The sequence below is a fragment of the Capnocytophaga sp. oral taxon 878 genome (assembly GCF_002999135.1).
Taxonomy (GTDB): domain Bacteria; phylum Bacteroidota; class Bacteroidia; order Flavobacteriales; family Flavobacteriaceae; genus Capnocytophaga.
The window spans coordinates 2020143-2036081 of the sequence record NZ_CP027229.1; the positions used below are offsets into that span (position 1 = coordinate 2020143).

General features: G+C 34.2%; 10 protein-coding genes. All 10 read left to right on the forward strand.

Annotated features, from left to right (window positions below; translation table 11 throughout):
* Positions 1-45 precede the first annotated feature (45 nt).
* Entirely contained in the window at positions 46-477 is a 432-nt protein-coding gene (locus C4H12_RS09065) for a hypothetical protein (RefSeq protein WP_106098630.1), read from the forward strand.
* A gap of 100 nt (positions 478-577) precedes the next feature.
* The gene (locus C4H12_RS09070) at positions 578-1810 is read left to right on the forward strand and encodes a hypothetical protein (protein ID WP_129588228.1); all 1233 of its coding nucleotides are present in this window, start codon (positions 578-580) and stop codon (positions 1808-1810) included.
* A gap of 71 nt (positions 1811-1881) precedes the next feature.
* Complete coding sequence (locus C4H12_RS09075) at positions 1882-2199, forward strand: NVEALA domain-containing protein (protein WP_106098632.1); 318 nt, start codon at positions 1882-1884, stop codon at positions 2197-2199.
* Between the two features lie 86 nt (positions 2200-2285).
* Positions 2286-2750, forward strand: coding sequence for a DUF1573 domain-containing protein (locus C4H12_RS09080; protein ID WP_106098633.1), 465 nt, complete (start codon positions 2286-2288; stop codon positions 2748-2750).
* 1639 nt (positions 2751-4389) lie between these two features.
* Positions 4390-5553 carry a hypothetical protein gene (locus C4H12_RS09085; RefSeq protein WP_106098634.1) on the forward strand — a complete coding sequence of 388 codons (1164 nt, stop codon included), beginning with the start codon at positions 4390-4392 and terminating at the stop codon, positions 5551-5553.
* A 292-nt stretch (positions 5554-5845) separates the two neighbouring features.
* Complete coding sequence (locus C4H12_RS09090; RefSeq protein WP_254424743.1) at positions 5846-6523, forward strand: Imm43 family immunity protein; 678 nt, start codon at positions 5846-5848, stop codon at positions 6521-6523.
* A gap of 84 nt (positions 6524-6607) precedes the next feature.
* Positions 6608-6970: a hypothetical protein gene (locus C4H12_RS09095; protein ID WP_106098635.1), complete on the forward strand. Its 363-nt coding sequence runs from the start codon at positions 6608-6610 to the stop codon at positions 6968-6970.
* A gap of 1141 nt (positions 6971-8111) precedes the next feature.
* The gene (locus C4H12_RS09100) at positions 8112-11177 is read left to right on the forward strand and encodes an efflux RND transporter permease subunit (RefSeq protein ID WP_106098636.1); all 3066 of its coding nucleotides are present in this window, start codon (positions 8112-8114) and stop codon (positions 11175-11177) included.
* Positions 11178-11215: 38 nt separating this feature from the next.
* Positions 11216-12658: a TolC family protein gene (locus C4H12_RS09105; RefSeq protein ID WP_217352116.1), complete on the forward strand. Its 1443-nt coding sequence runs from the start codon at positions 11216-11218 to the stop codon at positions 12656-12658.
* Entirely contained in the window at positions 12651-15776 is a 3126-nt protein-coding gene (locus C4H12_RS09110; RefSeq protein WP_106098638.1) for an efflux RND transporter permease subunit, read from the forward strand. Before C4H12_RS09105 ends, C4H12_RS09110 begins: the two co-directional genes overlap by 8 nt.
* Positions 15777-15939 lie beyond the last annotated feature (163 nt).

Here is a 15939-nt window from a genome sequence, read left to right on the forward strand (position 1 = left end):
CACATTGGCATTAGCTTTGTGGCTTTTAATGTAAAACAATTATATATGAAAATGAAAATAAAAAAACTATTAGCCATCGGCGTGTTATTAATAGCTTTTATAGCTGTTAGTGCTTGTTCTAAAGATGAAGAAATTACTAAAGAACAACTAAAAGGGATTTGGGTATGGGAACGGACTACAGTTAATGGGCGCGATGTGTGCTATGGAAGCGACGAATCGGCGATATGCCATTGCAGTAGGGTTCCTTTCTTTGTTTTTCACGAAAAGGATTTGGAAAGCTTTACCTATAGAGATAATAGCTGTGAGCTGGAAAGAAGTGTAGGAATATACGCCTTTTCGGAAAATATGGTCTTTATAGAGGGTAATGCTGCTAGAATTACAATGGAGAAAAGAGGACGATTTTCTAGAAAAAGACTTGTAGTGGAGGAAAGAAGTAGAATGGGAGTTACAACTGTAAGTTATTTTGTGAAAGAATAGGTTAGAAATTAGTTTTTGAGTTATTAGGTCTATGGTCTTCACATTCATCAGTTGCTATATATGCTGATTTATTTTTAACTACTCAATAATATATATTCAAGTGAAACATTTTTTTGTAATATTTACAACTTTTTTATCGCTATGTAGTTTTTCGCAAGAAGTGTTCTTCTACTCACAAGTAGTAGCAGAAGAAGATAACATTCCTGTGTATGGGGCTGTAATTACTATAAATGATAGTGTGATTACTTCAACTGACGATAAAGGGCTATTCCGTTTTGCTGCTAATCCTACAGAAGTAAAAAAGATTTGTATTTCACATATCAGTTACAAAACTTTTTGTTTAGAAGGGACAAAGCTACCTACCAAAATTACCCTGCAAACTGATGTGAAGCTATTAGCAGAGGTAGTGGTGTACAACAAACCTAAAACTACTGATATGAAAGACTTTATTAATAAACTAGAATTAGTTTACAAGAAAACCGCTGAGGGTAATTTTGGGGTCTCTTTTAATTTAAAATCAGTTTGCACTAATGAGCTGGAACAACCACTGAAATATGAAGAAACAGAGGGGGAAGTAATAGTACAAAAATTGCTTACCCCTTACATTTTTGATAGCCCTTTGTGGAGCTATTGTAAAGCAAGGGTTATAGAAACTAATCAAAAAAAAGATTTTGAAATAGATAAACATATAAACATTATAGATAATTATCTTTTTTACATAGCTAATCACCCCTTCTTAAAGGTTAAGTCTTATCATTTTAGGATGGAAGATTCACAATATATTAATGGAAAAGAGTATTGGGTATTAGCATTTCAGTCGGTTGAAAAAATAAAGAATAAAGGGCGGTATTTTACTAATGTGATAGGTAAGATGTGGATAGATCCTACAACTTACTGTATCAGTAAAGAGATATACAGTCTTGATTTTGAAAATATATCTCATTTTGAAGGTCAAAATTTTTATACATTAGTAGAAGGGCATAATGTTTTTAATAAACTATATATTTCTATGTTTTATAAAAAGGCTCAAGTAGCTTTTAAGTCGGTTCTTGAACTATATATCCCTAAAGACAGATTAAAGTATAAAGTACAAAACATAGATAGTTATGCTAATTGTTATAACACCCCTATTAGATATAGAGAATCTGATTGGTTAGGAAAAGAAATACAAGTTTCTAACCCTTTTTATAAGGAATTATTCATACTGAAAGGGACTGATAGTTTTGAAGAGGCTTTTAGCAAAGGTGCTACTTCTCAATCATTTAACTCAATAGATATTAGACATAGCTGGACAAAAAAGAATTTTGAAAATAATAAAGGTAAAAGAAATTAAAAAAATAGCGGAAAAATTTGTCTATATGAGAAATACTATTTACCTTTGCAAATAATTATAAATATTTTTTTATGAAGATTTTTTTTAAATGCTTATTGGTTACAGGTATTGTGATAGTAAGTAGTTTTGGAATTACTAATGGTATCCACAAGGATACTAAATTAAACAATGTAGTTTTAACTAACATTGAAACATTAGCAGAGTCTGAGGGATATGTTGGTGTTGGAGTAACAATTAACATAGACAATTTTTCTATTAAATCCAACAGATGTGTTTGTAAACAGGGATATTGTTCAGATGGCGCTTGGATTTCCTTAAGAAAAGAATGTGGTAGTGGTGATTCCGATTCACAATGTAGCAATAATGGTCACTCTACTTGTGGACGATAATTTTTTGTCCAAAAAGATAGTAATATTTTATTAATATACTTTCTTTTTGGACTTTTTCATAATCTTACACTCTATTTTGATAAAATATGAAATACTTTAAATTACTAATTGTAGCTTTCTTCATACTCTTACAGTTAACTTGTAATAAAAAAACAACAAAAAAAGTAGACCTTAATAGTACAACTACAGAAATAATTAATAATAAAAATATTACAGTTGACACAATCGTAAAAACATTGGGGAATCTAGAACTTCAAAAGAGGAAGATAAATATTGGAAAAGTAAAAAGAGGAAGAGATGTAATTTACACCTTTATTATGAAGAATATAGGATCTGAGGATGTTAAATTAGTAAGCCAACAAACTTCTTGTAATTGTACTGCTATTGATATTTCTAAAATAGTGATTGCTCCTGCTGATACTGTATCTATAACTATGAAAGTTACTACTAAAGACAAAGGGTTAGGCAAACATAATGTATACACTGTACTAACTACTAATGGACAACACAAATACTATAATTTAGAAATTATATTTATTCTTATTGAATGAAAAATATTATATAGTATTTCTAATCATAACTAGTATATCTAAAACATACTATTTTTTTTAAATAACTCGTTGTCAACACATTATATCCTAAAAATTATACCTACTCTACTTGAATTGAATATATTTGCATTCTCAATTTAATTTACAATAAAAATGTGCTGAGTATATTTGTTATGTTTTCTCACAATTTATGATGTACTTAACTTAAAAATATTTCAATAGATTAGTAGATAAATACAATGTAAAATACAAAAATAGAGTTTTTCTTTTTGGAATCACTTATTTATTCTAATTTTTATACACTTATGGGCTATGAGGGAGAGATTGCACATATTATAACTCCACCTTAAAAAGAACATATTACTTAGGTTTTCGTAAGTATATGGTTAATGAAATAAATCTTTCAAGACCAAATGAAGTTAAAAATCTTAATTGGTCCTAAGATTTTTCTTTATATATAATTAATATTGCTCAAAAAAAAGAGAATTATCAATAATTTTTGTTTACACAGTAAATTTTCTGTGTTTGTTGATAAACAAATAATTAATTTATATGCCTATTTTTTTTATAAATGGCTTTTTAGAGAAAATAAGTCAGGAATAAAATTTACACTTAAATTGATTCATATAATTATAGAAATCTCTACATTCTATAGAATTACCAATACAACTGTTCACTATATAAATATTGTGAATTGAATAATATATTAATATTCATATTATTACATATTTTATAGAGGCTATTTAACCTCAATAGAAAATTCAAAATTAACCTAATAAGAGCTTTCTTTGTTATTCATAAGAAGAACAGACATAAATATGAAGTACTATGTATCAAATAAACAACTTACAGAGAGTAATAATGTACTTATTGATTAAACAATTATGTCCGTAAAGTCAATAAATAAGAGTAATTATCCCTCTGAAATAAGACAAATAGTCTATTATATACTTGATTCGAAATATATTTTATATTAATAAATTTTACTTAAAAGCTACAGAAATAGTTTTTTTATACAAACATAAGTGGTAAATTGAGTTGTTTTTGAAATTTGTAAAGCAACTTCTTAAAGTAAATCTCTTTTGAAAAAGGTCAGAAATAGTTATTAGTATACAAATTCATTTGCCAATCATTACATGTTGCTTTTTTTATTGTTGAAAATAACTTAAACTTGATAGACTTATTGCCGAATTAATCTGTTTTTAGGTAGTTTTTTATTAGTCAAAGACTCTATTTACCACTTTGCAATGAGAATATAATAATGAATTTTAGCTAAAATTAACCCTATTAAAATACTTGACAAATTAAAAAAACAGCAGTTATTCCTAACATTTGTCTTTCTTTATATTAAAAAAATATTTTTACAATAAGTTTTTTACACCTCACAAGTTAAATAAGGCTTTTATTTATTACAAAAATAGTATAATTGCATTAATCTATAATAAATTTCTCTTTTCCACTATTACATAAGGGGAGGAGTTTTGCTTTTTTATATTAGCTATAATTCTTTTGCTTGGAATTGATCAATTAATATGAAGTAATTAGAAGAAAAAATGGTTTTAAATAATCCTTGCACAGTTTATTGTAATTAATAAAGTAAAGAATAAAGAAAAACAATAATAATTAAAATGATTACAAAATGAAAAAACTTATTTTTTTTAGCATTATGAGCTGGGTAGTAGGATGCCAAAACAAGCAAGAAGAAGCTGATGCAACTGCCTATTACACTACTACTAACACAGTTATAAAAAAGGCTATACAACATACTAATTTTAGTCTTGATTCCTTAAAAATAAGGGTAGATGAGACCTCTTATACTGGTCATTTTGATGTGTACAATGATACTCTTTATTTTATTGATGAGCGTTTTGATTATATTTTTAGTTTTGACAAGAATGGGACTCCTATAAGCAAGCATATTGGTAAAGGAGGTGGTCCTAATGAAGTTTTAGGCATCAGTGGGATTACTATGGGGGCTAAGGATTTTATTACTTACAATGATAAGAATAGTAGTGTAGATGTGTTTAGCAAGCGGTTTGAGAAATTGCGTTCATTGCGTATGGATTGGCAAATTAGACGTTCTTATGAGGAAGTGCTGAACAACCCACAGCCCTCAATAGGTGATACGTATGAGTTTGATTACGGTATTCCTAACATTTTAAAAAAATGGGATAAGGAACATGTTGCTATAGCTATTACAGCTTCGCACCCTAAATTCAATGGTTATTTTAACAGTGATATTTATTATAATTACTCTCGTATTCTAGCCATTATAAACTTGCAAACAGGTAAGATAGAGCAACTAATAGGCAGACGATCACCTATTTACTTAAAATACAAAAACATTCCTAACTTTGATCATTTTAACTATGATACGACAGAAGATATAGATGAGGTATATCTCAACTTTTGGGCAGACCCTGCTATTTATATTTACAGCAAAAAAGAAGATAAGATAGTAGGCAAGTTTGGACTAGCAGGGCTAGACATGAATACAAATTACAGACAAACAAATACTTTTGATGAGGCAGAAGAGAATAGACGAGAAGATGAGCGTATTTATGGTTATTATACTTTTATAAAATATTTGCCGCAATTGGGAAGTGTAGTAAGGGGGTACAGCAAAGGTGAAGGAACTACTAGCGATGGCTTACAATTATACCAAAAACAGCAACTTATAGCAGACATTGAGGTGCCTAAAGGGTTACAGTTAATAGGTGCAATAGGAGGTGTGTACTACGCTACTACACCACAAGATATGGATAGAGATTACCTTACTATTTACAAATTTAGTTTTAATTAGAAACATTTGTAGTTTAGCTTATAGTTTTGATTTTTATACTTTGTAATGATAACAAGATTACTAACTGTATTTTTATATAATATATTTCCTATTGGCGCGCCCTATGCGGGTACTGATAGGTGGTGGTGAAAATACAATATGCTATGCTAATAATAAGAGGGACAGAGTTGAAAAGCTGAAGTAAAATAGTGGCTGAGCAAAAAAATAATTGAATATCAAAACGAATTAAGATATAACATAAGACAAAGGACAACAGGAAGTGGTTGTTAAAGATTGTCATAAAGTAAGTATTATGGAAGAATTGTTTATATGGTTTTATTCAAACCCCAATGCGTTACCTAAAGGAGTTCCTGCTACTGTAATGACAACTATTACAGAGGAATTTTACCCTAAAAATCCAACTAAAATTAAACGTGGAGAATGGATTAAATACTCTCCTATGTATTTCTTTTTTCCTCCTGAAGAGAAATACAAATTGCCTGAAGAATTGATTTTAGTGGTAAAACGCCAGAAAGAAGTGTTGTTTGATTTCTTAGGATATTATGAAGGGATAAGAGTTTTCTCTGATAGATTATTAAATCTTGTGATAGAGAATGGCTTAAACCCTCAATATGAAAAAGCAACCTTGAATGTTGTAAATACTAAAGGGGAGAATATTGCTAAGCAGCCCTATTATTTATTGCGTTTCTGTAGGGCTGATAACGAATTATTTGCCTTTAATGACAACTTAAAAATAGCTGCGAGAGGTTGGGAGGACACTTTTCTTTATCCTGATTTGCACTTAAAAGAGTCTTCTGATAGGAATATTTTTGTTTTAGGAAATGTATTACCCGATAATTATTTTTGCTATCAAAATGCCTTAGTTATAAAAAAGTCATTAAAAGAGGAAATAGAAAAGCTATGCTATGCTCCTGAGATATATTCGGTAAGTGAGTTCCCAGAAGTGTATAATACTTGTTTAAAGTGGTAATGCACCCATTGGAAAATACTTTAATAGGGCACAAATTACAAAAAACACGTCAGTGGGGGAAGACGAGCAAACTCATATCTACTTATGAATATAGAAATAGATTATAAAGCGCTTATAACTCGGTGTGAGAATTTGGATTACTCTGATACAGAAGAAATATTTGATTATGCTCTTGATGTATTATATAAGTTTTCTCCTGAGCTATGTATAATTGTTATGGTGAACGCTATCATAAAAGCAGATAGATGCTTAGATGAAACCCTTCCTGAGCTTGCAGCAATAATTACATCATACGATGGTAATATAAGTTCTTATGATTATATAAAGCAGAAACTTGCAGAGAATGCAACTAATCCGAACTTTTATCACAAAGATGTATTGGAGAAGTTATTAAGATACTTAGAAAGCAAGTATGAAAAGATGAAAGTAAACTTAAAGAACCATTAAGCTCTTGCTTGTAGCAAGGGGTGTGTTATGATTTTGAGACTAACAAATAGCTATAACTAATGAAAAGGTAGCTAAATTAATAAAATGTATAGATTAAAATATGAATAAAGTAAAAGAAGAACCTGTAAAATATATCACATATCAAGGAGATCATAAGAAATTTTATAGACAAATCTACTTTGAATATATTTGTTTGTTAATTACTGATCTTTATAAGAAAGCTGTCCCTGATAATGGTTTTGTAATGATTTTATTGAACGACTTAATACTTTAGAAGATGACCCAAAACCTTATTATGCAATAGGGTTTATAGAGCATTATGAACCTTATAGTTGGGCTTGGTATATCATTGCTAATAAGTATGAAGTAAGGAATCTTACTGAAGAAGAGAAAATTTTAGAACATAACTTATTTAATGATTTTTTGGAAAGGAAGAAAATAGTTTTTTGGAATATAAAGGATAATGGGAACTAATATGTGATGAGTTATTGGCTAAAAGCAATATATCAAACATAATATTAAATTGGGTAATGTTTGGGGGGGGGTAGTGAAACCTGAATAAGTTGCTAATGATTGATAGAGAGAAATATTTTTCAGTTCTGTGGTGAAAAAATAAAATAAACAAAAAAGTCCTTATGAAAGAAAACCTTCATAAGGACTTTTTTGTTTGAGGTAAGAGATAAGAGATAGGAGGTAAGAAGGGGTTAAGGAATAGGTGGAGAGGGGAATTGGTGATTGAGAAAAATGAGGGGAAAATGAGAAAAAAGATGAGAAAAATGTGGGAATTGAGGAATTGGGTTGCGGATTTGGCAAAATGAAGGTTGGAAGGTGAAAAGACTGATTATCAGTGAGGTAATGACTATCCTTCGTTTATAGTTCGTTTATAGTTCGTTATAGGTTCGTTTATCCTTCGTTCATTATAGGGGTGGGGTGTAAGTGAAATGGGGTGATTATCAGGGGATAGGAGTTGGGAGTTAGTGGATAGTGGGGGGAGAGGTTTTTTTTGAGGATTTGGTAATTGGGGTGGGGAAAGGGGGTGAGTGGGTGTTATTTTTTTTCTTCAAAAATATTTGTTTTTTTGATGTAAAGTTTTTACTTTTGTGCCTTGTAATAATAGCAAGATTGCTAACCGACTTTTTATATGATACGCTTCCTTTTGGCACGCCCCATAGCGGTACTAATGACTTTCTTGGCTTTGGTAATTATTGGTGCAGTTACTTTCAGTAGACTGCCTGTATCGCTTTTGCCTAATATACCGATTCCTGAGATTACTATTCAGATTACGGGTGAGCATACTGCTGCCAGAGAGCTGGAAAATACGGTGGTTACGCCTATTAGGCAGCAGTTACTACAGGTGGGCAAGCTAAGGGATATTACTTCGGAAACGAGGGATGGGAGGGCTATTATCCGGCTTAAATTTGACTATGGGACTGACACTGACTTGGCTTTTATTGAGGTAAATGAGAAGATAGACGCGAGTATGAGTAGGCTGCCGCGAGGCTTGTCGCGCCCACAGGTGATAAAGGCTAGTGCTACGGATATACCGGTGTTTTACCTAAATCTTTCGTTAAAAAATGATGAGGCTTATAGGGATAGTGATGAGGGTAAATTTATTGAGTTATCGGAACTAGCACAGCATATTGTGAAGCGGCGTATTGAACAGCTTCCTGAGGTGGCTATGGCTGATGTTACGGGATTTGTGCAGCAGTATATTAGGATTGTGCCTGATATGAACTTTTTGGAGGCGAGTAATTTGCAGCTATCGGATATTGAGAATCTGCTTGCAGCTAATAACATTGAGCCTGGCAGTATGGTGGTGCGTGATGGGTACTATGAATATAATATTAAATTTTCATCGGTATTGCGCTCTATTGAGGATGTGAGAAATATCTATTTTAGGAAGGGAGATAGGTTATTGCAGCTGAAGGATTTTGCGACGGTAACCTTGAGTAAGAAGCCTGAGATGGGTTTATCAATGGTGAATGGGAAACGTTGTGTTACATTGGCTATTATAAAGCAGGCTGATGAGACAATGGAGCAGCTGAAGAAGAGCTTGGAGGGGGTGCTTGGGAACTTGGAGGAGAGTTATCCTGAGGTGGAATTTAGCATTAACCGCAACCAAACTGAGTTATTGGATTTTACTATTGACAACTTAAAACAAAATCTTTTTTTAGGTTTTTTATTGGTATTTGGGGTAGCGATATTTTTCTTGGGGGATGCGAAATCGCCTATTATTATAGGGATTAGTATGTTCTCATCCTTGATTATTTCATTTTTATTCTTCTATTTTTTTGGTAAATCACTAAATATTATTTCATTATCGGGGATGATACTGGCTATTGGTATGATGATAGACAGTGCTATTATTGTTACCGATATTATTGCACAGCATCGTGAGAATGGGGAGAGCTTATTGGAGGCTTGTGTGAAGGGGACTAATGAGGTTATTACGCCTATACTGAGTTCGACTTTTACTACTATTGCGGTGTTTTTACCTTTGATATTTTTGAGTGGTATATCGGGGGCTATTTTTTTAGACCAAGCCTTTGCGGTGAGTGTGGGGCTACTGGTGTCATACTTTACAGGGATTATTCTGCTACCTGTGCTTTATCATATTTTCTACCGTAGGAAGTTTTTTAGTAAGGTTTCTTTATTGGAAAAAGTGCAAGGGGCTATAGACAAGCGTCTGTTTGCGGGGTATGATAAGGGAATTTCATTTGTTTTTAGGCATAAAAAAGGGGTTATGATAGCCGCTGGGCTTACTATCCCGCTATGTGTAGTATTATTTTACTTTGTGCCAAAGGCTAATATGCCTTATCTGGAGTACAATGAAGTAGAGGTAAAGGTGGAATGGAATGAGAATATACATACCCAAGAGAACAAACATCGTACTGATGAACTGCTGAAGAGCTTGAAAGATTATACTATTGAAAGCGCTACTTATGTGGGTACAAAGCAATATCTGCTAGAAAAAGAGAATAACCTTACTACAACAGAAGGAGAAGTGTATATTAAGGCAAAAAGCGCTAAAGAAATAGAAAAAATTACCGCACAACTAAGGCAGTGGGCGCAAGAGAAATACCCTAAGGCTACGCTTAGTTTTGCACCTCCTAAGAATATTTTTGAGAAGATATTTGATACTGATGAGCCTGAAATAATTGTACAACTACAGGCTAAAAACAAGTATAAACCACTTACAGAGCAAGATGTGCAGGCTGTGCAAAGGCAGGTAAACCAACTTACCCACTTAAAAGCTAATACAATCCCTTTTGATGAGCAATTGGTGATTACTATTAACAAAGAACAGTTAATACGCTATAAAGTAGATTATAGTGAAGTGCAACGCACACTTAAAACAGCCTTCAAAAACAATGAAATAGCGACCTTGAGATCATACCAGCAGTATTTGCCTATTAGTCTTGCGGGCAATAGTCTTACAATTAATGAGGTGTTGCAGACAACTATGGTAACTACTGCCTTACAAGATGAACAGAAACAGTATCTTAAAGTGCCTTTGAGCGCTTTTGTGAGCACGGCTAAGAGTACTGACTTAAAGACAATAGTTTCGGGTAAAAATGGGCAGTATATACCCTTAATATACCCCGATACTGATGCTCCTGCTGAGCTTGTAAATACAATTGAAACGAACTTTAAGAATAATACTGACTGGGAGGTACAGTTTGCCGGAGCTTTTTTCTCAAGCGAGAAGATGCTTAGTGAGCTAGTGGTAGTATTGCTTATTTCGGTATTACTAATGTACTTTATATTGGCTGCACAATTTGAGAGCTTTGTACAACCACTCATAGTACTGGCAGAGCTGCCTATAGATATAGCTGCTGCGTTACTATTATTCTACCTTACAGGGCACACCCTGAACCTGATGAGTGCTATAGGGATAGTGGTATCGTGCGGGATTATTATTAATGACAGTATCCTGAAAATAGATATGATTAATGAGTTACGCAAGGCAGGAACGCCTCTGTTAGAGGCTATACACCAAGCTGGAGAAAAGCGTTTGCGCTCTATAATGATGACTACCCTTACTACTGTACTGGCAATGGTACCATTGTTATTCTCATTTGACATGGGATCGGAATTACAGAAGCCTCTTGCTGTGGCAATGATAGGCACTATGCTGATAGGTACTGCTGTGAGTTTGTTTGTAATACCATTAGTGTATTGGTGGGTGTATAAAGGTAAAAAATAAAAACTAAAATGAAGAGGAGATTAATACTTTTAATATTAATGATTTTCGCATTAGATATTTCGGCACAAGAGGCGAAAAAAGTACTTAGCTTAGAAGAAGTAGTGAGCAAGGCTAATGAGAAATCGGTAGCAGCATTTAAGGCTCAGAATATTTACTTATCGGCATACTGGCAGTTTAAGGCTTTTAGGGCGAATAGGTTACCATCACTCTCACTAAACATGACCCCCTTGCGTTACAATCGGGATTTTGTAAGACGGTATGATTCGGCACAGAATATTGATGTGTATAGACCGCAACAAACACTCTTCTCACACGGTAACCTATCACTTATACAAAACTTTGACTGGTTAGGGGGTACTTTTTTTGTAGATTCGGAATTAGGGTATTATCAGAATTTTAGTGATCATAAATTTGTACAATACTCCAGTGTGCCCATACGTATAGGCTATAGGCAACAGCTATTGGGTTATAACGCTTTTGGCTGGGAAAAGAAAATAGAACCCGTAAAATATACCATTGCGCAGAAAGAACTTATTTACAATATAGAACAAACCTCGGAAGAGGCTACTAACCTTTTCTTTAGCTTGGCGATGGCACAAGCAGAACACCAACTGGCAGCGGATAAGATTAAAAGCGCTGATACCCTTTATGCCATAGGGAAGGAACGATTTGAGATAGCGAGTATAAGCCAATCGGACTTAATGACCTTACGGCTAGATAAGATTAATGCTGAGAATGCGCTGCAAACTGCTAAACTGAATGAAAAGAGAGCTATGTTTGCCCTAATTTCATACTTAAATTTAGACAAGCAATCTTCTATCAGTTTAGAAATACCTACTACCCTTAAAACTTTTGAGATTGAGGCTGCTGAAGCCCTTGCGCAGGCGAAAGAGAACAATCCTAACTACCTAAAACAGCAGTTACAAGTACTACAATTGGAGGAAACAGTGGATAAAACGAAGCGGGAAGCGCGTTTTAACTTAGGACTTTCGGCAAGTGTAGGTTTTAACCAAGTAGCCCCTACCCTATCGGCAGCTTACCAGTCGCCATTACAACAAGATGTATTTGCGCTTACCTTAAGTGTGCCTATATTGGACTGGGGGGTGAACAAGGGGAAGTACAATGTGGCTAAAAGTAACTTATCGGTAGCTAAACTATCGGCACAACAAGAGGAGGTAAAATTGGAAGAAGAACTACTAATGACCTTGGGAGACTTTAAAATACAGCAACAGATTATAAGTAGTGCAGAAGAAGCCCTTAGCCTTGCTGCTAAAGCTTACCAACAAACCCAAGAACGCTTTATTATAGGCAAAGCTGACATCAATACACTTACCCTTGCCAATGATAGACACCAGCAAGCACAACGCAACTACATATCGGCACTGCGCAACTATTGGCTTAGCTACTACAAAATACGCAAATACACCTTATACGACTTTGAAAATAACACCCCTATAACTATCACACCGCTTAATGAATAAGAAAATATCATCATTCAGCATTATACTGGTATTTTTGTGTGTATCACTTATAGGTATAGCCCTTGTGCCACTATTACCTATAAAATTAGCCCCTTCACAAACCTTACCAGGGCTTACCGTGCACTTCACTATGCAAGGTAGTGCCTCACGTGTGGTAGAAATGGAAGCTACCTCAAAAATTGAGGGGATGCTTTCACGTATAAAAGGGGTAAAGAATATTACTTCACGTTCGGGTAATGGGTGGGGATATATTTCTGTTGAAATAGATAAACATACTTCATTAGAAGCTACTCGGTTTGAGGTAGCTACTATCATTAGGCAATTATGGGGGCAACTGCCACGCAATGTATCATACCCTCAACTGCGAGTAAAACGCCCTGATGAGAAAGCAAACCGCCCTTTTTTAAACTATACAGTGAATGCTCCTGCTCTTCCTATCAGCATTCAGGAGTATTGTGAAAATGTGATTAAACCACAACTAAGTGAGCTGAAAGGTATCTATAAAATAGATATTACTACTGCCCCTAATATGCAGTGGGAACTGACCTATAACAATGATGTACTGAAGCGACTTAATATTACTATTGGCGATATACAGCGCGCTATTGGTGAATATTACGATGTAGCTTTTTTAGGTATAGGAGAAATAGAGAATGAGGGTAATACACACTTCATAAGGGTAGTGATGGGGGATGCTACACAAAGAGAAAACTTTGATATTTCGGCTATACCTGTGAGCAATGTAGATGGGAAAGTGGTATACCTAAGTGAGCTGGTTACTGCACAACGTACTGAACAACAACCTAGGAGTTACTACCGCATTAACGGACTAAACTCTATCTACCTTTCTATTTTTGCCGAAGAAAATGCTAACCAGTTGCAATTAAGCGATGCTATTAAAGCTAAAATGCAACAGCTAAAAAAACAATTACCCAATGGCTATGAGTTACACCAAAACTATGATGCTACCGAATACATAAAAGATGAACTTCATAAGATATATGTGCGCAGTGGCCTGACAGTGCTTATTCTTCTGTCATTTGTACTACTTATTTCACGTAACTTAAAATACCTGCTGCTTATTATTTCAAGCCTTAGTGTGAACTTAGCTATAGCAGCTGTGCTATATTACTTCTTCCAGCTGGAAATTCAGTTGTATTCTTTGGCTGGTATTACTATTTCTTTAAACCTTATTATAGACAATACCATTATAATGACCGACCACTGGCTGCACAAGCGCAACCGTGCGGCTTTCTTGCCTATACTAGCGGCTACCCTTACTACCATTGGAGCATTGTGCATGATATTTTTCTTAGATGAGCGCTTGCGCCTTAATCTTTTAGATTTTGCAATGGTTATTGTAATTAACTTAGCTATTTCACTGCTCATAGCTTTGTGGTTTGTACCTGCTATGATGGAGAAGTTAACCTTCAAGAAACGGAAAAGGAAAGCCCGCTGGCAGCCATCAAAAAGATTATTAGTAAAAATAACCTGTGTATATCATAAAGGATTATTAGGCCTGGCAAGAGTGCGCTGGGCGGTATTTGTTTTTTTTATACTTCTTTTTGGATTCCCGATATTCTTACTACCTGATAAAATAGAAGGCGAAAGCAGCTGGGCAAAGACTTACAACAGTATTTTTGCTACTGAATTTTACAAAGAAGCTGTTAAACCTATAGTTGAGAAGGTTTTAGGAGGTACATTGCGACTTTTTGCTGAGAATGTATATGAACAAGGCTCATTTAGTAGGAAGCAAGAGGTAGTGCTTACTATTACCTCATCAATGCCTAATGGGACTACCCTTGAACAAATGAACAACCTGATGCAGCGTATGGAAAGCTACCTCAGTCGTTTTAAACAAATTAAACAATTCCAGACGAATATTAACAGTCCTAATAGGGCTTCTATTGATGTGTTTTTCAATAAAGAAGCAGAACGCTCGGGGTTTCCTTATCAGTTAAAGAATAATGTAATTAGTAAAGCCCTGGAATTAGGAGGTGGTAGTTGGGGAGTATATGGCTTGGAAGATAGAAGTTTTAGCAATGATGTAAAAGAAACAGCAGGTAGCTTTTCGGTAAAACTATTAGGCTATAACTACGATGAACTGAACCAGTGGGCTGATACCCTTAGAACACGCTTATTAAAACACAGACGTATACAAGAAGTGACTATTAGCTCTGACTATTCATATTACAAAGATGATTATGAAGAATACAAATTCAATTTGGATAAAAAACAATTAGCCCTTGCTAAAGAGCATCCTTTGGAGTTATTTAGAGGGTTATCACAGCTATTTGGTAGAGATATATGGGCAGGACAACTACTGCACGAAGGACGTAGTGAAGATATAGTGCTGCACAGCCAACAATCTAAACAATACGATATATGGGCATTACAGCACTCGCTTAGTCCTTATGCTACTATTATGCGTGACCAAGCACCACAAGAGATAGCTAAAGAACAACAACAGTACCGCCTTGTAACCCAGTTTAACTATATAGGGTCGGGACAGCAAGGGAGTAAGCTATTAGAGCAAGAGATAAAAGCACTAAATAAGCAACTACCTGCTGGTTATAAAATAGAAGAACAAGAGGTAGGATGGAATTTTGGCAAAGAAGGTAAACAGTATTGGCTATTGGCATTGCTGGTTACTATTATTTTCTTTACCACTTCGGTATTATTTAACTCATTAAAACAACCTTTTATCATTATTCTTATCATACCTATTTCATTTATAGGAGTGTTTTTGACCTTTTGGGGATTTGATTTGAACTTTGATCAGGGAGGGTTTGCCTCATTTGTGTTATTGGCAGGGATTACAGTAAACGCTAATATATACATACTAAACCAATACAATGCAGTGCGCAAAGCACAGCCTTTGCTGCCAGCTGATAAGGCTTACCTAAAAGCGTGGAATGCCAAAATTATACCTATAATGCTGACGGTGCTATCTACGATTTTAGGGTTTATACCATTTGTGATAGGCGATACAAAAGAAGCCTTTTGGTACCCCCTTGCCGCTGGTACTATGGGAGGCTTGCTTTTCTCACTGATAGGTGTTTTTATACTTCTCCCACTATTAGTTATCAAAAGGAAAAAGGCAAAAACTAATAGCTAAAAATTCATACTATTACTGAAAACAGAAAACTGTGCTTGGTTGATTTTTCTTTAGCTTACAAATTCCCTTTTTCATATTCCCAGAAGGCTGAGGAATGAGTAAAATAAAGTAGTGAATTAATATTGCTAAACTAAAAAAGGCCGCTTGGTAAAACACCAAACAG

Bases quoted from the DNA above. Each gene is read 5' to 3' on its own strand.
- C4H12_RS09065 (WP_106098630.1), top strand. From the start codon at position 46: ATGAAAATGAAAATAAAAAAACTATTAGCCATCGGCGTGTTATTAATA.
- C4H12_RS09075 (WP_106098632.1), top strand. From the start codon at position 1,882: ATGAAGATTTTTTTTAAATGCTTATTGGTTACAGGTATTGTGATAGTA.
- C4H12_RS09080 (WP_106098633.1), top strand. From the start codon at position 2,286: ATGAAATACTTTAAATTACTAATTGTAGCTTTCTTCATACTCTTACAG.
- C4H12_RS09085 (WP_106098634.1), top strand. From the start codon at position 4,390: ATGAAAAAACTTATTTTTTTTAGCATTATGAGCTGGGTAGTAGGATGC.
- C4H12_RS09090 (WP_254424743.1), top strand. From the start codon at position 5,846: ATGGAAGAATTGTTTATATGGTTTTATTCAAACCCCAATGCGTTACCT.
- C4H12_RS09095 (WP_106098635.1), top strand. From the start codon at position 6,608: ATGAATATAGAAATAGATTATAAAGCGCTTATAACTCGGTGTGAGAAT.
- C4H12_RS09100 (WP_106098636.1), top strand. From the start codon at position 8,112: ATGATACGCTTCCTTTTGGCACGCCCCATAGCGGTACTAATGACTTTC.
- C4H12_RS09105 (WP_217352116.1), top strand. From the start codon at position 11,216: ATGATTTTCGCATTAGATATTTCGGCACAAGAGGCGAAAAAAGTACTT.
- C4H12_RS09110 (WP_106098638.1), top strand. From the start codon at position 12,651: ATGAATAAGAAAATATCATCATTCAGCATTATACTGGTATTTTTGTGT.